Below are 18,908 nucleotides of genomic sequence, written 5' to 3'. Positions count from 1 at the left end.
TTCCTTGAAATTCCCTTCCTCTCTTTTTTATTTTCACAATGTTTTACTAATGGACTCGGTTTTTCATAAAGGGTTCGGTAAATTTGAAAGACAACATTAAATAAATAATACTATGACAATACAAATCAACACCGACAACAATGTAGAAGGACACGCACGTTTGAAAGCGTATATTGCAGAGGAACTAGAAAAAGCGTTAACGCGTTTTGAAGAAAAAGTTACCCGTTTAGAAGTACATCTTGGAGACGAGAACAGTGATAAAACCGGAATCAATGACAAACGATGTCTTATTGAGGCACGGCCAATAAACATGCAGCCAGTTGCGGTTACGCATCATGCAGATTCTACGGAGAAAGCATTTCACGGGGCATTGGATAAAATTAAAAAAGTGTTGGATACAACTTTCGAAAAACAGAAAACGTATTAAATAGTTGCCTTTGGGCAAATAGCAATAAAAAATAAAAAATGACACAATCTTTTAAATAAGAAAGTGTCATTTTTTTTGGGTGTGATTTTTTAGGAAACTAACAAAATTTATCTGTTAAACAGCAATCGCTCTAATGTTTCATCCCTGTCATAAACATCTTCATAGAAATGTACCACTCCGTCAGCATCTACCCAAGCGGTAAAATAGCCAATGTAAACCGGAATTTTATTTTTGAGGGTGTACCAGTATTCTTCTCCGCTGTTCATCGCTGTTTCTATTTTTTCAAGATTCCAGTTTTTGTCATCTTTCATGATCATGGCGGCAAGCTCTTTTGGCTTGGCCACACGAATGCATCCGTGACTGAAAGCGCGGTCTTCTTGACTGAATAAGCTTTTTGCAGGTGTATCATGCAAATAAATAGCATTCGAATTAGGGAATAAAAATTTCACTAGTCCTAATGAATTTTCAGGTCCTGGTTTTTGTCTTACGTAATCGTCTTTCCACTCCATATCGTGTTCCGCCAAGTAATTTGGATTCTTCTCGATTGCGGGAAGAATTTCTTTCTTTAAAATACTCGCTGGGACATTCCAATACGGTCTGAATACAATATATTTCATTGGAGCGCTGAAAATAACCGTTTTGTTCAAGGCTTTTCCCACTACGACTTTAGACTTTAATACTGATTTTCCATCTCTAAGAAACGTTAATTCGTAGGCGGGAATATTGATGACAATTAATTCTCTGGCTTTGGTAATGTCATTTGAAATCCAGCGACAGCGTTCCATATTGACCATGATGGTTTTGATACGTTCGGCTACGGTCACATTCATGTCTTTGATGTGTTCGGGTAAAATAGTTTTATTGAGGGTATTGCCGCTTCTCTTTTTGTATTTCAAAATTCCTGCGGCCAATGCACTATCATATACAGCGCTCTTTGAATCAGTTGTAATATCGCCAGTGACGAATAACCGTTGTCTGATTTGAGCAATTGCTGTAGCGCTGTCTCCAGGTTTGTACGACTTCACTTCTGGGTCAACAGTTATGGCTTTCCATCCGCCTTTTTGCTCTATTTGGCGGTATTTTTGCAAGACGTCTTTCAATAAGTAATATTGGCCTAATACTCCTTTTTCGTCTTTGTTGATTAAGGAAGGATTGATTAACAGTGAATCTAAATAACTGACATAGGATTGTTTTTTTCGTGGCAAATACCATCCCATATCTTTTGTTTTTTGTGCGTCTAAACCATGATATACTTTATCGGCATAAAAAAAGTATAATGCAGAGTTTAACAGTTCGATATCAATGTTTGGTTTTTGATTGTCATCAGCATCATCGTAAATTTCGTCTAATTTTTCTTTGTAGGGAATAGCAGTCTGAACGCCTTCTTGTGCTAGATTATTGATTTTGTTGTGTAGCAAATTTCCAAATTCATTGATTCCGTTTTTATCAAACCATACATAATGAAATTGGTGTTTGCGGTATAACGATTCTACTTCGGGTTTGTATTTTTCCAGTTTTGGATACTTCCCGAAAAACGTTTCGACATGAGTGCTGTCAAAAGTCATGTCTTCTGGACTGCTTATGTTTTCCTTATTTTCTGCAGGGATATTTTCGCTTTTCTTTTTGCAGGAAACGGTGGTGAATACTATTGTAAAAACAATAATTATAATTGGGAATAGTAACTTTCTCATAGGTTGAACTTTAATGCGTAATAATTCATTTGAAGGCATTACAAAAATACGTCAAATCGAGTGTTGTAATACGGGTTCTAAAAGGGGGTGTTTTTTAAGTTTTAAATTCTATCTTTACTTTTAGTGTTTGAATTAAACAAAATAATTTGTTAATATGTTGGTTATTAGTATTTTATATATTTAATTTAATTTTTAAATCAATTTTTTTTATCAAATCAATTTATGTAAATCCAAAAATTATGAAAAAAATAATCCTGTTTTCTTTAAGTTTTTTGCTGTTTTCAGCTTTTATCCCAAAGAATCAAGACGCTGAAAACGAGAAAGAAAGCATCAATACGACACTTGATGCGTGGCATAAAGCTGCCGCCGAAGCAAACTATAATGCGTATTTTAATGTCATGACGGAAGATGCTATTTTCATTGGCACGGATGCCACGGAAAATTGGAATAAAACCGCCTTCAAAGTTTGGGCGAAACCTTTTTTTGACCAAGGCAAAGCTTGGAATTTTACCGCATTGGAGCGCCACATTTATTTTGATAAAACGGGAAAAACGGCCTGGTTTGATGAGTTGTTAAATACGCAAATGAAAATTTGTCGAGGCTCTGGAGTACTTGTAAAAATAGGTAAGGAGTGGAAAATAAAACACTATGTTTTGTCCATGACTATTCCTAACGATAATGTTAATGAGGTTGTCAAAATAAAAGCATCCATTGAAGACACGCTGCTCAAAAACCTGCAAAATAAGTAGTACTTATATTCCATTTTTAATTTGACTGAAAAATTCATTATAATATATTCCTCAATAAACACCTGAAATCATAGGTGCTAAATCGAATAAATTTAAAAAAATGCCTTTATAATTGCTAATTCAGCGATAATTGTTTTATCGACCCCTATTTTAAATTGTTTTATGGCTCGAAATCAATTTTTTTTTAACTTTGCCCCCTAATAAATCGGGGTTAAGTAAAGAAAATGAAAATAGAGAAACGCTGGATCATATCCTTTGTCATTATAAGTATGGTTTGTATCACTGGTGTATTATGGCCAGCGGTGTCAGGAACTAGTCCTGTTCTTTCACAATTTGCAACAACAGATCACATTATTCCTGCTGATGTTGCCTGGATGCTAACTTCTTGTTGTTTGGTGTTAATTATGACGCCAGGCTTGTCTTTCTTCTACGGTGGAATGGTAGGAAAGAAAAATGTAATCTCTACCATGTTGCAAAGTTTTATTTGTTTGGGTGTCGTAACATTATTATGGGTAGTTGTAGGTTTTAGTTTGGCTTTTGGCGAACCGATGGGAATTCATATAGGTTCCGGTTTTTATAGTTTTGTGGGTAATCCGGGGACGTTTGCGTTTATGGATTATGTTGGGATGTTGCCACATAAAAGTATAGCGAGTACCGTTCCGTTTATGTTGTATGCTTTGTTCCAAATGAAATTTGCCGTTATTGCGCCAGCGATTATCACAGGATCTTTTGCGGAACGCGTTCGTTTTATTTCCTATTTACTTTTTATTTGTTTGTTTACGTTGTTCATATATGCTCCTTTATGCCACGCTGTTTGGTATCCTACAGGGATTTTAGGTTCTTACTTTGGGGTTAAAGATTTTGCAGGTGGAACCGTGGTACACATGAGTGCCGGGTTTGCCGCTTTGGCAGGAGTTATTGTTTTGGGAAAAAGAAAAAATAGCCGTCACGTACCTACTAATATCCCTTTTGTTTTATTAGGAACGGGAATGCTTTGGTTTGGTTGGATCGGTTTTAATGCTGGTTCTTCTTTGGAGGCCAATGGCGTTGCGGCGATGGCTTTTGCTACGACAACAACCGCATCGGCAGCAGCTATGTTAACTTGGATTTTCTTCGATCGTATAAATGGCAGAAAAGTTTCGGCACTTGGAGCTTGTATCGGTGCTGTAGTAGGGCTGGTTTCAATCACTCCGGCAGCAGGATATGTATCCGTTCCTGAAAGTATGTTTTTTGGCTTTATTGCTGCCCTTGTTTCAAATACGGTTGTTAATGCTAAATTTTTAGAAGGGATTGATGATACCTTAGATGTTTTTGCTTGTCATGGCGTTGGTGGAATTATGGGAATGATTCTAACGGCAATTTTTGCGCATGGTGAAGATGCGAGTTTGCTTCATGGTGGCTGGAACGTTTTTGGACATCACATGATGGCATTGGTTTTGGTTTCTATTTATACTTTTTTTGGGGCTTATATTTTATTCAAAATAACCAATAGAATTATTCCGATGCGCGTTACCGAAGAATCCGAGATTATGGGATTGGACCTTTCGCAGCATGACGAAACACTTTATCCAATTGAGTGTTCAGATCTGGTTATTGACGAAGAATAGAGCGGTGTTTTGTATGAAATTATTTATTTGGAATCATCCGAAAACAGCAATTCGGCTAAGCGGTCGTCTCTTTCGTACACATCATTATAGAAATTAATTTCACCAGAATCGTTTACCCACGTTGTGAAATAGCCTATATGGATAGGAATTTTCTTTTTTAGGATACAAATGGTTTCCTTTCCCCCTTTCATGGCGTCATTAATGCGCTCTATAGGCCAGTCAGGATCATCTTTTAAAAGCAATAAAGCCAGCTCTTTGGCTTTGCTCATATTGATGCAGCCGTGACTGTAGGCTCGGTATTCCGATTCAAATAAGCTTTTAGAAGGAGTGTCGTGTAAGTAGATGTCATTTGCATTCGGAAAAATAAACTTCACGAGTCCCAATGCGTTTTTTTCTCCGGGTTTCTGTCTGATTTTACCGTTATTCCATTCCATATTATGGGCTTCCAGATAATTTTTTTCACGAGACATCGCTGGAACTAGCTCATTTTCTATGATGCTGTTGGGAACGTTCCAGTACGGGCTGAATACAATTTGTGTCACATTGCTGCTGATAATAACCGTTTCATTCATGGTTTCGCCTACAAATACAGCTGACTCTAATTCCTTTTTACCATTTTTTTTAAAAATCAGTTTGAAGGATGGAATATTTATAATGATATATTCATCTGCTTTAGTCATTTCTGGAGCAATCCATCTGCAGCGTTCCATGTTAACGATAATGGCTTTGATGTATTTCTCAATTGGGGTGTTCATGCGCTGAATAAGCATCGAAGTTATTGAATAATCCATTTTCATGCTGTTTCTTTTTTTATAATTCAATACACCCTCCATTAATTCTTTGTCGTACAAATTGCTTTTGGAATTCTGTTTTAAATCTCCTGTAATTGCCAGGCGTTGCCTAATTTGACCGATGGTCTTTGAGCTGTCACCAAGGTTGTATTCTTTTGGCAAGAAATCAGTTGTTATTGGGTTCCAATCTCCATTTTTTTCTATCTGACGGTATTTTTTTAAAGCTTCACGCAGTTTATAATATTGTCCAAATAGTTGTTTTTCGTTTTTACTCAGCAATTTAGGATCGACTAACAGCGAATCCAATAAATTTTCATACGAGAGATTTTTTAGAGGTAAAAACCATCCTATTTCCCTGATTTTTTTAGTGTCAATTCCTTGGAATACTTTTTTGGCATAGAAAACATAAAGAGAGGATAATAATAGTTCAGTATCGACAGGAGATAGGTCGTCTGTGCGTTTTTCTTTGAAAATCCCGTCAATTTTATCTTTGTAGGCTAAATTGGATGCTACCCCTTCTTCATCAAGCAGATTTACTTTCGAATATAACAAATTAGCAAACTCAATGACTCCTTTGCGATCATACCAAATAGATTTATAGTTTCGTTTTTTGTATAAAGCACTAACATCTGATTTATATTTTTTTAAATCAGGATATTTCTTAAAAAAATCCGCTATAATAGCGCTGTTGATGAGAATTACAGATTTTGCATCCGATGATTTTTGAAGGGATAAGGCAATAGCAATTGCTTTTACCATCTCGTTTTCTTTGTTATTGCGGTAAACGATGGCAAGCGTAAAGCCGAAAAATATAATTACAAACGATACTACAAAGTTTCTCATAGCGTAATTATTTATATAAAGATAATGAAATATTTTCTTGGTAAAAAACGAATGACAATCGAGTTTATGTTCAAAGAATCTTGCCGGTTTAATTAATACAAGAATTAGAAATCGTTTCGTAAAAACGATTCAAAACACAAATACTTTTGCAATAGCAAAGGTTCTCGAAATGATTTTCTTCATTTTTTCTTCAGCAAACCATTCGGTCTTATATATTTCCTTAATTTTGCCGAAATATTTTGAAAAAGTGGGAAGCAAAAATAAATTAAAAAGGTTCAAGGAAAACGAAACATTCAATAACGTTTTTCAACCAACAAGAGAAGAAGTAGTAGGGGATTTATTTCCGCTTAAAGGGAAATGGAACTCGGAGTTCTTCAAAAATGAAAATCCATTGGTACTGGAATTAGGCTGTGGAAAAGGAGAATATTCAGTAGGTCTTGCCGAAAGATACCCAAATAAAAACTTTATAGGTATCGATATCAAAGGAGCCCGTTTCTGGCGTGGTGCCAAAACTGCTGTTGATACAGGACTTCATAATGTGGCTTTTATTAGAACTCAAATCGAGTTAATCAATCATATTTTTGCTGAAAATGAAGTGGACGAAATTTGGATTACTTTTCCAGATCCGCAAATAAAATACAAACGCACAAAACACAGAATGACGAATTCGGAGTTTTTGCAGTTGTATAAAAAAATCCTCAAAAAAGACGGAGTCGTAAACTTAAAAACCGATAGTGAGTTCATGCACGGATATACGCTGGGATTGCTGCATGGAGAGGGTCATGAAGTTTTGTATGCCAATCATAATGTGTATGTAAACGAAGGAAGTCCGGAGGAAGTGACTGCTTTTCAAACTTTTTACGAAAAACAATATTTGGAGATTAATAAAGCAATTACGTATATTAGATTCAAAATTAAAGAATAGTCTCGCATTTAGAATTTGAATAGTCTTGCTTTTTTACTACTGACTTATTGCCTATGAATCTAATTATATCTTTGCTTTTGGGTTTCGTTACTGCTTTTATTGGTATTACACCACCAGGTTTAATCAATATGACAGCGGCTAAAGTAAATCTTAAAGAAGGAAAAAGAAGTGCAACCTGGTTTGTTTTAGGAGCTGTCATTATAATATTTTTTCAAGCTTATCTTGCCATACTATTTGCCCATTATATTGATGAACGTCCTGATGTATTAATCTTATTGCGTGAAGCCGGATTTGGTGTTTTTGCCACTCTGACGGTCTATTTTCTTTGGATTGCAAAAAAACCAAAGAAAAAAAAGGGTAAGATAAAAAAGTACAGCAGTACAAAAAGGTTTTTTCTTGGGATGCTGCTTTCTGCACTTAATTTTTTTCCTATTCCATATTATGTTTTTGTAAGCATCACTTTGTCTTCTTATAATTTGTTTTTTTATGATATGGGCTATGTTTTTGTTTTTGTGACTGGTGTGGTGCTGGGTTCTTCTTTGGTTTTTTACTGTTATATCACATTCTTTCAAAAAATACAAAACAAGACGGATTATATCATGAGGAATATGAATACGATTATTGGAACGATAACCGGATTGATTGCTGCAATTACGTTATTCAATATTATACGATATTATTTGAGTTAGTTTTTTTGCTTTGCGCAAAATAGAAAACATTTTTCATCAGATTCATAACCATGTCAAACGACAATTTTTTCGAACGGGTATACGCCATCGCCAGACAAATTCCTTATGGAAAAGTCACTTCTTATGGTGCTATTGCAAAAGCTTTAGGAACTGCGCGCTCTGCTCGAATGGTAGGCTGGGCGATGAATGCTTCGCATAATATGGAAGATGTTCCGGCACATCGTGTGGTCAATAGAAAAGGTTTGCTTACCGGAAAACTTCATTTTAACGGAACAAATCTTATGCAACAATTATTGGAAAACGAAGGAATAGAAGTTGTGGACAATCAAATTGTGGATTTTGAAAAACATTTTTGGCAGCCAGAGGTTAGGCAAGAGTAATTTTTACAGTTTTGGAAGTTCACTTTCGTTGTCGTTTTTATCCTTCATTAGTGTCGTTCTTTTTATTGTTCATTTCGGCAATTCGAATTAAATAGGCTTCGATGGTTTCGTTTTCTCCAATTGGGATGTTGTTTAATAAACTATCAAATCCATTAATTAAATTGGTGTATTTCTCAAATGTATCCTGGAGTAATTGGTCATTTTTTGTTTCCCAATAATTTCCTTCATCGCTAAGATCAAAATTTTCTAAATATTTCTTGTTTATATAATCGAAGATGACCATCAATTGTTTGTGGATTTCAGGTCCGGCAAATTGGGTTTTTACCGATAAATAGTTTTCGTCTAACTCATTTACGGAAACCTTCGTAGATTCGAAATTATAGAAAGTACACATTTTTCCGTTGGATAGAAAAGTCAAGCAAACAACTTCGCAATTGGGAGGACTAAAGCAAATGCCGTAAATGGAATCATTATAGGAATCAAGAGTAAAAATAGGACTTGGAAATACTTCTTCAAAAACATGAAATTTCCATTGGTTGGCCTGCGCGATGTCAGTCACCTCTTCAATTAATTTTTTTAAAAGTGTAGGGTTTCTCAGTGCTCCCTTATAATGAAAACTTAATCCCATATTTTTTCTTATAAATTTAAATTATAAATTTTAGTTTATTGGATTTAATGATGTTGTTTTTTAATTAAATCAGGAAAGAGAATAGCTCCCTTTAGATGGATTGGTGTTGGGAAATTATAACGTTGAAATTGGCTAATAAATACCATCAATTTCCACATCAATAAATGCAATACAAATCCTTTATAATAAGAACTTTTCATAGTATCTTTGTAATCTGAAATCAGTTTAAATAAAGATAATATTCTGGTACTAAAATGCCAATAGAAAACAATAAACTAAAAATGAAATTAGATAGGAAAGACATTCTTAAAGCTTTAGAAACGATTACTATAGCTGGAGAAGGAAAAAACATGGTTGAAAGTGGTGCAATAGCAAATGTAATTACTTTTGGCGATGAGGTTGTAGTAGATTTAGTATTGCACACACCGGCAATGCACATTAAAAAACGTGCTGAAGACGATATCAAAAAAACAATTCTTGAATTAGTATCTCCGGATGCTAAAATCAAAATCAATAGTAAAGTTGAGGTTCCGGACAAGCCAGAAGTGAAAGGGAAATCAATACCTGGAATAAAAAATATTATCGGAGTTGCCTCTGGTAAAGGTGGGGTAGGAAAGTCTACCGTTACTGCAAATCTAGCGGTATCATTGGCTAAAATGGGTTTCTCAGTAGGAATCCTTGATGCTGATATTTACGGACCGTCTATGCCAATCATGTTTGATGTAGAAAGTGAAAAACCAGTCTCCGTAATGGTGGATGGGAAATCAAAAATGAAACCAGTTGAAAGCTACGAAGTAAAAATTCTTTCTATAGGTTTTTTCACAGCGCCAAGTCAAGCGGTAATTTGGAGAGGACCAATGGCTTCCAAAGCATTAAACCAAATGATTTTTGATGCTGATTGGGGAGAATTAGATTTCATGTTAGTTGATTTACCACCGGGAACAGGTGATATCCACCTTTCAATCGTGCAATCATTACCTATCACAGGCGTTGTAATTGTAAGTACACCTCAAGCAGTAGCTTTGGCCGATGCTAAAAAAGGAGTTTCTATGTTTATGTCTGAAGCAATAAATGTTCCTGTATTGGGAATTATTGAAAACATGGCTTATTTCACACCGGAAGAATTACCTGAAAATAAATATTATATCTTTGGAAAAGAAGGAGCCAGAAATCTTGCAGAAGATTTAGACGTTCCATTCCTTGGAGAAGTGCCAATTGTACAATCAATCCGTGAAGCTGGAGATTACGGTCGCCCTGCAGCGATGCAAACCGGTTCAATTATCGAAACTGTTTTTGAAGAAATCACGAGAAATGTAGTGCGGGAAGTAGTAAGCAGAAACGAAAGTTTACCCGCTACCGAAGCGGTGAAAATTACAACTATGGCAGGTTGTTCAGCAGTAAATAAAAAATAGACTACTTAGACAATTTAGATAGTTAGACTTTGAGAAAAAACCTAACTATCTGAAAATCTAACTATCTAAAAATCTAAATTATGACAACAGAAGAATTAACACTAGAAGTTCAAAAAGCACTTGAAGAAATCAGACCTTTTTTGAACTCTGATGGCGGAGACATTACCCTTATTTCCATCGAGGACGACAAACATGTAAAAGTGCGTCTCGAAGGAGCGTGTACCAGTTGCAGTGTAAACCAAATGACATTGAGAGCCGGTGTGGAAACCACCATCAAAAAGTTTGCTCCCCAAATAGAAACTGTTGTAAATATCCTATAAATGATTAGGGCGTGCCCCTTTTAATAAAAAAGGCTACTCGATAAATGGGTAACAGCCTTTTTTATTAAAATGGTCGGGCTATACGCGCTACTTCGGTAGCTAGCTTTTATCCCTCACGCAAAAAATCTGGATACCAAAAAGAAGCTATTGATTAACCAACCAATTCCAAATAGTAAAAAATGGATGTATTAATAAAAATTAAAGACAGAGAAGGAGTAGTGCATGAATTACAGGCTCCTACAGATATGGCCATGAATATCATGGAATTATGTAAAGCATATGAACTTCCTGTAGAAGGGACCTGTGGCGGAATGGCCATGTGCGCTTCTTGTCAATGTTATGTTCTGAATGATGTTGCATTACCTGAAATGGGAGACGATGAAGAAGCGATGCTCTCTGAAGCATTCTACGTAAAAGCTAACAGTCGTTTGGGCTGTCAAATCCCAATCACCGAAAGCCTCGAAGGTTTAGAACTGGAGTTGGCTCCGGAAAATTAATTGAAAAGCGTTCATCTTAGTGAACGCTTTTTTTATTTTTGTATGGCTATGGCCGCTTTTGGCAAAATCCGTTCTACAAATAAAGAATACGCTAATTCCGAAGGATGCAATCCATCTTGAGCGACAAGATTAGTGTTAGTTAAACCTTGTCTGGTGATATCAGTAATGTTTATAAATTCAATAGCGTTATCGGTGCAATATTTTTTTGCAAAAGCGTTATACTCATCAATTTCCATAGAAATCTTCGATTGAATTCCTGATCCTTGTCCATAAGGTGTATAGGCATAATCTGGAATAGAAACTACAATCACATTCGCCTTATCCCCTTTTGCAAGAGCAACAGCTTTAATTACTAATTCAGGAAACTCTTTCTCGTATAACGAAAAAGATCTGTTTTGATATTGATTATTTACGCCAATTAATAACGTGACTAAATCATAATCTGATGTCGGATTTTGTAAATCAATTGCCGAAATTAAGTTTGTGGTTGTCCAGCCAGTTTGTGCAATAAGTCGCAAAGGATAGGTGTTGTTTGGATTTAAATTACTCAGGCTTTTCTTGAGTTGTTCCGGAAATCTACAGGTTTCACATACGCTCTGTCCAATTGTATAACTGTCCCCAAGGGCCAAATAACTAAAGGTTTGATTTTGTGTTTGTGGGACCGTTATCACTACCGGATTAGTTGTGGTTGTGGGGTTTGAAACTATTGGTGCAGAAGCTGTTCTAGGGACTGGATTTTCACTGCTGCAGCCCACTATAAAAAGTAGTAAAAAGAACGCAACTATTATTTTGAATTGGTTTTTCATTATTTTGAAATTTGGTATAAGTCATTTCTAAATAATAGTTACGTTTATTTGATGGTATTGGTTTTGCATTTAAGCTAATTCCACATTCATCATTATGTTTTCTTCGATGGCATCCCAAAGGCCGATGCGTTTTTCTAAAGCTAAAATCGAAATTTCTTCTACATCTGACCATTTTTGTGCGTCAGTTCCGCAAAGTTCCGTTATCATTTTCATCGCCATAGGACCATGATCATCAGCGTCTAATTCGATATGTCGTTCAAAATAATAAATTAGCTTACTCAAATTTTTTTGAGGAAAATTAGCTTGAAAGTTTTTTAAAATTGCGGTAAACATACTCGGAATCAGATCTTCTCTTCCAAAAGTAAAAGCAGCAGCTATTTCATGCGATTTTCCTTCTTCAATAACTCTGAAAGTAAAATCTAAAAATGCTTTGATATTAGGGTGTAAATTGCTTTTTTTGATAGCAACAAATATGTTTTTAAGCGAATTTACTTCTGATAAAAATTGTTCAATTCCCGCTGTGTTTGCTCCACAGTCTTTCATTGCTTCAATGTACATTTCATAATGACTTTGGCGGCGACCGTCAATGGTCAAATCTGATTCTTCAGCAAGAACTATTTCGTTAATGAGATATCTGGTTTCTGGATTTTCTGTGGCGAACCAAGGGGTTGTTGTACAAGTTAACTTGGATTGTAATGCTTTTAATAATGACATAAAATCCCAAACCGCATACACGTGACTCTCTAGAAAACACTGTAAGTCTTCAATAGTTTTTACTTTTTTGTATAAAGGATGTTGTAACAATAGTTCTTTTTGGGGCCGTATCCTATTGTTGATTGTTTCAATATTCATTGGTGGTGTTTTTGTGTAAATATAAAAAAGCTTCTTGTTTCCAAGAAGCTTTTACTATCAATTTTATAAATACTTTAATAGTCGTTTATTACTATTTAAAAGCTGGAATTCCAGTAATGTCCATTCCTGTAATTAGTAAGTGAATGTCGTGTGTTCCTTCATATGTAATTACTGATTCCAGATTCATCATATGACGCATAATAGAATATTCTCCTGTAATTCCCATTCCGCCTAGCATTTGTCTAGCTTCGCGAGCAATATGAATAGCCATATCCACATTATTTCTTTTGGCCATAGAGATTTGAGCTGTTGTTGCTCTGCCCTCATTTCTCAAAACACCTAATCTCCAAGTCAATAGTTGTGCTTTAGTGATTTCAGTAATCATTTCGGCTAATTTCTTTTGCTGCAATTGAGTTCCTGCAATAGGTTTGTCAAACTGGATTCTTTCTTTGGCATAACGCAGCGCCGTATCGTAACAATCCATTGCTGCACCAATAGCACCCCAGGCAATTCCGTAACGTGCTGAATCAAGACAGCCTAGCGGAGCTCCTAATCCTGATTTATTTGGCAATAAATTTTCTTTTGGGACTTTAACATTATCAAAAATCAACTCTCCTGTAGAAGAGGCACGAAGGGACCATTTGTTATGTGTTTCAGGAGTGGTGAAACCATCCATTCCTCTTTCAACAATTAAACCGTGAATTCTTCCTTCTTCATTTTTTGCCCAAACTATGGCAATATCTGCAAAAGGAGCATTCGAAATCCACATTTTGGCACCATTCAGTAAATAATGATCGCCCATATCTTTAAAGTTCGTAATCATACTTCCTGGGTCTGAACCATAATTAGGCTCAGTCAGTCCAAAGCAGCCCATGAATTCACCAGTAGCTAGTTTTGGTAAGTATTTCATGCGTTGCTCTTCGTTTCCATATTTCCAAATTGGATACATTACTAAAGAAGATTGTACGGATGAAGTAGAACGAACACCAGAATCTCCACGTTCAATTTCTTGCATGATTAAACCATACGAAATTTGGTCTAGACCTGCGCCACCATATTCTTCAGGTATGTAAGGGCCAAAACCACCAATTTCACCCAAACCTTTTATAATTTGTTTTGGGAATTCAGCTTTTTGAGCATATTCTTCTATAATAGGAGATACTTCACGTTTTACCCATGCACGGGCAGAATCACGAACTAATTTGTGTTCTTCGGTTAGTAAATCGTCTAAGTTATAATAATCTGGGGCTTGAAATAAGTCTGGTTTCATGGTTTGGTAATTTTTATGCGACAAATTTACATAAAGAAATATAACAAAAGCATTAATAAATGTTATATTTTTTTAATTTTATTGAAAATAACAAAATTTTACAATCAAATAAGGTGTTTGTTAAAGCATGATTTTAGTAAAAAAATCATTGTCTACTAATTTACAATAAAATAGCTAATTGCCGTTCGAAATTTATTTTAAATGAGGGAGTTGACGGATTTGGATAAAATTCCAAATTACATTTTCAAGTAAAAATCTTTTGTCAATTCGATATATTCGGGTGTGTATTGATGTCTTGAAGTTTCAATAATTAATTCATCAATAGAAATGATAGTATTTTCACTTCGGCTAAAAGCCAATAAACTTCGCTTGATTTCAGTAGTTGGAGTTCCTTTTACGCGAGTGATTTTCAAAGGATGTAATTCGTATTCTTTAGCTAGAGCCAAAAAAAGTGCTTCTTCTTTAAAAGGAATTATGACGGAGAAAATACCGTTTTCAGAAAGTAGCAAAGCGGCCGCTTCAATTAAATCTTCAAAAGGCATCGCGTCAGTAAAACGAGCTAAATCGCGTTGTTCGTTTTCGGATTTGTAATCGTCAGTGTAAAATGGAGGATTGGAAACAATTAAATCATATTCATCTTCTGGTTCTTCTACAAATTCATCTAGACCGGCATGAAAACAAAATAAGCGATCACTCCAAGGGGAGTTTTCAAAATTATCGACAGATTGTTCGTAGGCTTCTTCGTCGATTTCCAAAGCGTCAATTTGTTCTGCATTGCTTCTTTGCGCAAGCATTAAAGCGATAATTCCTGTTCCGGCTCCAATATCTAAAATGCTAAAGGGATTGTTATCAATTGGTGTCCAAGCTCCAAGTAAAACACCGTCTGTCCCAATTTTCATGGCACAACGGTCCTGCTCTACAACAAATTTTTTAAATGAAAACATAATTTAGGATTTAATGAGATAATGAAAATTCCAAATTTTTTAAATTCCAAATTCCAACAAAAGAGAGAATTTCAATTTTGGAATTTCTATTTTGTTGTTTTTGTTATTATTGCCGATAAAATCTTTCTTAATTCTTCGACTTCAAACAGTAAATTTTCTGAATTTTCTTTTAATTCTGGATTTAATTCTTGTAATAACCGAAGCCAATATTTAGATTCTTTAGCTTCTTTTCTGGCTATTTTCAAACGAAATGATAAATCCTTTTCTCCTAGTTTTTCGTTGGCTTCAATGTAATTTGCGCCAACAGAGCCTGAAGATCTTACTAATTGTTTACCATCTTCAATATTTGAAATAGTTTTCGGCAGCTTTTGAACATAGATTCTACATTCTCTAGCAAACAAAAAAGTTCTTTCTTCTAAATCGTATGGTTTTTCCATAATAATATCAAATTCCAATACTCTAACAAGAAGATAGATTCTTCTAGTTGATTTTGAATTTCAAATTTAGATTAAAATATTTGAATTTCCATTCCTATTATTGGAATTTGGAATTTAAAAATTTGGAATTTATTTTTCGGTTGGAATTTCCCCTAAAGGTACATTTCAATAAGTCCTTCTGGTAAATCCATGATGACTTTTTTATTTTCTCGGTCAATTTTTACAAGAAAATGGTCAATCATAGGAATGAGGATTTCTACATCACCGTTTAAAACTTCAAAAAGAGGTTGGGTGCTAGTATCATTTACGGATTGAATTTTTCCAACAACGCCTAAGCGTTTGTCTTCAACTTCAAAACCAATTACTTCATGAAAGTAGAATTTATTGCCGGTAAGTTTTGGCAACATATTTAAAGGAAGATAAATGGCGTTGCCTATGATAGCATCAGCATCTTCTTCGGTGTTCATATCTTCAAAACGAATTCTAAGGAAGTCGTTTTTGTGTAGTGAACTATTTTCAATAAAAAATGGAACCAAGTGTTTGTTGCATTCAACAAACACTGATTCCAGGTTTTCGTATAACTCAGGTTCGTCCGTATCTAAATAGGCAAGAACTTCCCCTTTGAAACTAAATTTTTTAGCGATTTTACCTAAATAGAAACAATCTTCTTTACGCATGTTCGCCTTCTAAAATTATGCTTCAGTTGTTTCGTTATTTTCTTCTGCAGCAGGAGCTTCTTCAGCTTCAACTTCAGTAACTTCTTCTTCAACAGCTGGAGTTGCAGCAGCGATAGCGTCAGCTTCTGCTTGAGCAGCTGCAGCTAAACGTTTAGCATTAACATCTTGTTCTGCTTTGAAAGCTTTAGCTTTAACATCAGCTTGTGCTTTTGTTAAACCTTCTTTTTTAGCATCAACTTTTCCAGATTTAGCTTCTAACCAAGTAGCTAATTTTGCATCAGCTTGTTCTTGAGTTAAAGCTCCTTTACGGATACCACCATCAAGGTGATGTTTCAATAAAGCTCCTTTGTAAGAAAGAATTGCTTTAGCAGTATCAGTTGGTTGAGCACCATTGTGTAGCCATTTTACTGCGCTATCAAGGTTCAAGTCGATAGTTGCTGGGTTTGTGTTTGGATTGTAAGTGCCGATTTTTTCTAAGTATTTACCATCTCTTTTTGAGCGAGCATCTGCTGCTACAACCCAGTAAAAAGGTTTTCCTTTTTTACCGTGTCTTTGTAATCTAATTTTTACTGACATAATCTTGTGATTAAATTTTGAGGTACTCGACCTCGATTAATTAAGGGTGCAAAGATACATTTTTTATTTATAAATGCTAATTCGAATAGTATTTTAATGAATGGTAATGTGTTAGTGAGGATTTGATCGGTATTTTTTGTGTCTACTTTATTTTTTTTAGCTATAATATCATACTTTTGTTTGTTTAAAAGATGCATTTATGAAAAAATACTTTCTATTTATTGTCGTGCTTTTTTCTTTAATTTCTTGTCAGGAAGATGTTAGGTTTAATAATCCTTCACTGCAAGGTCTAAAGGACAATGTATTTTGGAGAGCAGTAGAATCTAAAGCAACTATCGCTGCAGATGGGTCTTTGCTTATTCAAGCCTATACCAGTAATGAGACTTTGTCCTTGAAAACTACTGCTACAAAAGCTCAAACCTATTTTTTAGGAACCAGTGAATCAAAAAAAGTGACGTATACTATTACGGATGCTACGGGTAGTTTGATTACTTTTTCTACGGGTTTTGGCATTGGAGATGGTCAAATTGTAATAACCGAATATGATGTTGCCAATAAAACGGTTACGGGTACTTTTAAATTTAATGCAGAAAACACTTACAATAATCCTTTGGCTGGCCCTTTAGTAAATTTCCAACAAGGCGTTTTTTATAAAGTTCCTGTAAGTTCACCTGTTCAATAAACTAGGGTGTGTTGTGTTCTTAAGAGACTTTACTTAGGTGCTTTATGATAGTGTTGTTCTTTCTGGGATTAAAATAAAAATCATAAATAAGCTAATATATAGTAGATTAGAATAAAATAAGAGTACATTTGTTCTATTATTTAAATAAGTACATATGAATATTTTTGTTGGAAGTCTTCCATTCAGTATTGAGGAAGCAGATTTAAGAGAGTCTTTCGAGGCTTACGGAGCAGTTGATTCAGTTAAAATCATCACTGATAAATTTACTGGAAGAAGTAAAGGATTCGGTTTTGTTGAAATGACAAATGATGACGAAGCTCAAAAAGCAATTGATGAATTGAACGGAGCTACTGTTCAAGGACGTGCAATTGTAGTAAACAAATCTGAGCCAAAACCAGAAGGTGAAAGAAGAAGTTTTAACAATAACAGTCGTGGTGGAGATTCACGCGGTGGTTATGGTGGTGGAAACAGCCGTGGTGGAGATAACCGTGGTGGTGGAAACAGAGGAGGATATTAATATTTTTTTCTACAATATAAAAAAAGGTGTCAATTTATTGACACCTTTTTTGTTTGGTATATATTCTGTAGAAATGCAATACATTGCATTTCTACAGAATTATAATTGTTTTACAAATTTGCAACTAACCAGTCACCAACTTCGCTAGTTTTATACGCTTTAGCACCTTTTCCGGCTAAATCTTCTGTTACAATTCCTTGCTCCAATGATTTGTTCACTACTGCTCTAATCGCTTCTGCTTCTTCTTTTAATCCAAAAGCATCTTCAAACATCATTGCCGCAGATAAAACTGTTGCTAATGGATTGGCAATATTCAATCCTGTTGCTTGTGGATAAGAACCATGAATAGGTTCGTACAATGAAGTATGTTCTCCTACTGATGCTGATGGCATTAATCCCATAGAACCTGAAATTACGGAAGCTTCATCCGTTAATATATCTCCAAATAAGTTTTCAGTAATCAGGACATCATAAGAGTTTGGCCATTGCACTAAACGCATCGCTACAGCATCCACAAATTCATAACTTACCGTTACTTCAGGATATTCTTTTTCCATAGCTTGTACTGTTTCTCTCCATAAACGGGAAGTTTCCAATACATTTGCCTTATCAACACAACATAATTTTTTTGAACGTGTCATGGCAAGTTCAAAACCTTTTTTTGCTAAACGTTTTACTTCAGCTCTGGTGTATGTACAAGTATCAAAAGCAGTTTCGCCATCATCTTTTCTTCCTTTTTCACCAAAATAAATTCCTCCAGTAAGTTCTCTAAGGAAAATTAAGTCAGTTCCTTCGATGCGTTCTCTTTTTAAAGGAGAGTTGTCAATCAAAGAAGGGAAAGTAAATGTAGGACGTACATTAGCAAACAAACCTAATTTTTTACGCATTAACAATAAACCTTGTTCTGGTCTAACAGGAGCACTTGGGTCGTTATCGTATTTTGGGTGCCCAATAGCTCCGAATAGAACGGCATCAGCAGCCATACAAATTTCATGCGTTTCATCAGGATAAGGAACTCCAACGGCATCAATAGCACAAGCTCCCGTAAGAGCTGGGGTCCAATTGATTTCGTGGTTAAATTTTTTTGCAATAGCATCAGAAACTTTTACAGCTTCATTAATTACTTCTGGTCCAATTCCGTCACCGGCTAAAAGGGCTATGTTAAATTTCATTAGGTAAGTTTTATAT

At 35.2% G+C, this 18,908-nt stretch carries 22 protein-coding genes; 11 read left to right on the top strand and 11 right to left on the bottom strand.

Going from position 1 to position 18,908, the window contains the following annotated elements:
• The first annotated feature begins 112 nt into the window (after window positions 1-112).
• Window positions 113-427 carry an HPF/RaiA family ribosome-associated protein gene (locus OA85_RS13775; protein ID WP_039110368.1) on the top strand — a complete coding sequence of 105 codons (315 nt, stop codon included), beginning with the start codon at window positions 113-115 and terminating at the stop codon, window positions 425-427.
• Window positions 428-534: 107 nt separating this feature from the next.
• Here the strand turns inward: OA85_RS13775 and OA85_RS13770 are convergent, their stop codons facing one another.
• The gene (locus OA85_RS13770) at window positions 535-2,118 is read right to left on the bottom strand and encodes a murein L,D-transpeptidase (protein ID WP_039110483.1); all 1,584 of its coding nucleotides are present in this window, start codon (window positions 2,116-2,118) and stop codon (window positions 535-537) included.
• A 239-nt stretch (window positions 2,119-2,357) separates the two neighbouring features.
• On the opposite strand from OA85_RS13770, the gene OA85_RS13765 reads away from it, so the two are divergent.
• Entirely contained in the window at window positions 2,358-2,867 is a 510-nt protein-coding gene (locus tag OA85_RS13765; RefSeq protein WP_039110482.1) for a nuclear transport factor 2 family protein, read from the top strand.
• Window positions 2,868-3,091: 224 nt separating this feature from the next.
• Window positions 3,092-4,474 carry an ammonium transporter gene (locus OA85_RS13760; RefSeq protein WP_052257261.1) on the top strand — a complete coding sequence of 461 codons (1,383 nt, stop codon included), beginning with the start codon at window positions 3,092-3,094 and terminating at the stop codon, window positions 4,472-4,474.
• 23 nt (window positions 4,475-4,497) lie between these two features.
• On the opposite strand, the gene OA85_RS13755 is transcribed toward OA85_RS13760, so the two are convergent.
• Window positions 4,498-6,108, bottom strand: coding sequence for a murein L,D-transpeptidase (locus OA85_RS13755; RefSeq protein ID WP_039110367.1), 1,611 nt, complete (start codon window positions 6,106-6,108; stop codon window positions 4,498-4,500).
• A gap of 247 nt (window positions 6,109-6,355) precedes the next feature.
• On the opposite strand from OA85_RS13755, the gene trmB reads away from it, so the two are divergent.
• From trmB to OA85_RS13740, 3 genes are read left to right on the top strand one after another with little or no spacing between them, the layout of a single operon-like run.
• On the top strand, window positions 6,356-7,033 hold the full coding sequence (gene trmB, locus OA85_RS13750; protein ID WP_039110480.1) for a tRNA (guanosine(46)-N7)-methyltransferase TrmB: 678 nt from the start codon (window positions 6,356-6,358) through the stop codon (window positions 7,031-7,033).
• A 53-nt stretch (window positions 7,034-7,086) separates the two neighbouring features.
• A complete protein-coding gene (locus OA85_RS13745) occupies window positions 7,087-7,722 on the top strand; it encodes a LysE family transporter (RefSeq protein WP_039110366.1) in 636 nt (211 codons plus the stop codon).
• 50 nt (window positions 7,723-7,772) lie between these two features.
• On the top strand, window positions 7,773-8,102 hold the full coding sequence (locus tag OA85_RS13740) for an MGMT family protein (protein ID WP_039110365.1): 330 nt from the start codon (window positions 7,773-7,775) through the stop codon (window positions 8,100-8,102).
• A 37-nt stretch (window positions 8,103-8,139) separates the two neighbouring features.
• On the opposite strand, the gene OA85_RS13735 is transcribed toward OA85_RS13740, so the two are convergent.
• Complete coding sequence (locus tag OA85_RS13735) at window positions 8,140-8,730, bottom strand: hypothetical protein (protein ID WP_039110364.1); 591 nt, start codon at window positions 8,728-8,730, stop codon at window positions 8,140-8,142.
• 281 nt (window positions 8,731-9,011) lie between these two features.
• Between OA85_RS13735 and OA85_RS13730 the strand changes: the two genes are divergently transcribed.
• From OA85_RS13730 to OA85_RS13720, 3 genes are all read left to right on the top strand, one after another.
• On the top strand, window positions 9,012-10,142 hold the full coding sequence (locus OA85_RS13730; RefSeq protein ID WP_039110479.1) for an Mrp/NBP35 family ATP-binding protein: 1,131 nt from the start codon (window positions 9,012-9,014) through the stop codon (window positions 10,140-10,142).
• Between the two features lie 80 nt (window positions 10,143-10,222).
• The gene (locus OA85_RS13725) at window positions 10,223-10,462 is read left to right on the top strand and encodes a NifU family protein (RefSeq protein WP_035668624.1); all 240 of its coding nucleotides are present in this window, start codon (window positions 10,223-10,225) and stop codon (window positions 10,460-10,462) included.
• Window positions 10,463-10,641: 179 nt separating this feature from the next.
• Window positions 10,642-10,959, top strand: a complete 318-nt coding sequence (locus OA85_RS13720) for a 2Fe-2S iron-sulfur cluster-binding protein (protein WP_039110363.1) — start codon at window positions 10,642-10,644, stop codon at window positions 10,957-10,959.
• 32 nt (window positions 10,960-10,991) lie between these two features.
• On the opposite strand, the gene OA85_RS13715 is transcribed toward OA85_RS13720, so the two are convergent.
• The 7 genes from OA85_RS13715 to OA85_RS13685 form a co-directional block, all read right to left on the bottom strand.
• On the bottom strand, window positions 10,992-11,765 hold the full coding sequence (locus tag OA85_RS13715) for an SGNH/GDSL hydrolase family protein (protein WP_039110362.1): 774 nt from the start codon (window positions 11,763-11,765) through the stop codon (window positions 10,992-10,994).
• 69 nt (window positions 11,766-11,834) lie between these two features.
• On the bottom strand, window positions 11,835-12,617 hold the full coding sequence (locus OA85_RS13710) for a DUF3050 domain-containing protein (protein ID WP_039110361.1): 783 nt from the start codon (window positions 12,615-12,617) through the stop codon (window positions 11,835-11,837).
• Window positions 12,618-12,708: 91 nt separating this feature from the next.
• Window positions 12,709-13,887 (bottom strand): acyl-CoA dehydrogenase family protein, encoded by a 1,179-nt coding sequence (locus OA85_RS13705; protein ID WP_039110360.1) that lies wholly within the window; start codon window positions 13,885-13,887, stop codon window positions 12,709-12,711.
• 236 nt (window positions 13,888-14,123) lie between these two features.
• Window positions 14,124-14,831: a tRNA1(Val) (adenine(37)-N6)-methyltransferase gene (locus OA85_RS13700; protein ID WP_039110359.1), complete on the bottom strand. Its 708-nt coding sequence runs from the start codon at window positions 14,829-14,831 to the stop codon at window positions 14,124-14,126.
• An 86-nt stretch (window positions 14,832-14,917) separates the two neighbouring features.
• Window positions 14,918-15,268 carry a four helix bundle protein gene (locus OA85_RS13695; protein WP_039110358.1) on the bottom strand — a complete coding sequence of 117 codons (351 nt, stop codon included), beginning with the start codon at window positions 15,266-15,268 and terminating at the stop codon, window positions 14,918-14,920.
• 152 nt (window positions 15,269-15,420) lie between these two features.
• The gene (gene rimM, locus OA85_RS13690; protein ID WP_039110357.1) at window positions 15,421-15,945 is read right to left on the bottom strand and encodes a ribosome maturation factor RimM; all 525 of its coding nucleotides are present in this window, start codon (window positions 15,943-15,945) and stop codon (window positions 15,421-15,423) included.
• Between the two features lie 15 nt (window positions 15,946-15,960).
• A complete protein-coding gene (locus OA85_RS13685) occupies window positions 15,961-16,521 on the bottom strand; it encodes a 30S ribosomal protein S16 (RefSeq protein ID WP_039110356.1) in 561 nt (186 codons plus the stop codon).
• Between the two features lie 199 nt (window positions 16,522-16,720).
• Here OA85_RS13685 and OA85_RS13675 point away from each other — a divergent pair, with 199 nt between their 5' ends.
• Both OA85_RS13675 and OA85_RS13670 read left to right on the top strand, forming a co-directional pair.
• On the top strand, window positions 16,721-17,203 hold the full coding sequence (locus tag OA85_RS13675) for a DUF6252 family protein (protein ID WP_039110354.1): 483 nt from the start codon (window positions 16,721-16,723) through the stop codon (window positions 17,201-17,203).
• Window positions 17,204-17,357: 154 nt separating this feature from the next.
• Window positions 17,358-17,720 (top strand): RNA-binding protein, encoded by a 363-nt coding sequence (locus tag OA85_RS13670; protein WP_035668600.1) that lies wholly within the window; start codon window positions 17,358-17,360, stop codon window positions 17,718-17,720.
• Between the two features lie 110 nt (window positions 17,721-17,830).
• Here the strand turns inward: OA85_RS13670 and leuB are convergent, their stop codons facing one another.
• Window positions 17,831-18,892 (bottom strand): 3-isopropylmalate dehydrogenase, encoded by a 1,062-nt coding sequence (gene leuB / locus OA85_RS13665; RefSeq protein ID WP_039110353.1) that lies wholly within the window; start codon window positions 18,890-18,892, stop codon window positions 17,831-17,833.
• Window positions 18,893-18,908: the final 16 nt, after the last annotated feature.

The sequence above is a fragment of the Flavobacterium sp. AED genome (assembly GCF_000812945.1).
Taxonomy (GTDB): Bacteria; Bacteroidota; Bacteroidia; order Flavobacteriales; family Flavobacteriaceae; genus Flavobacterium.
This window is presented reverse-complemented; position numbering and strand designations above follow the sequence as displayed.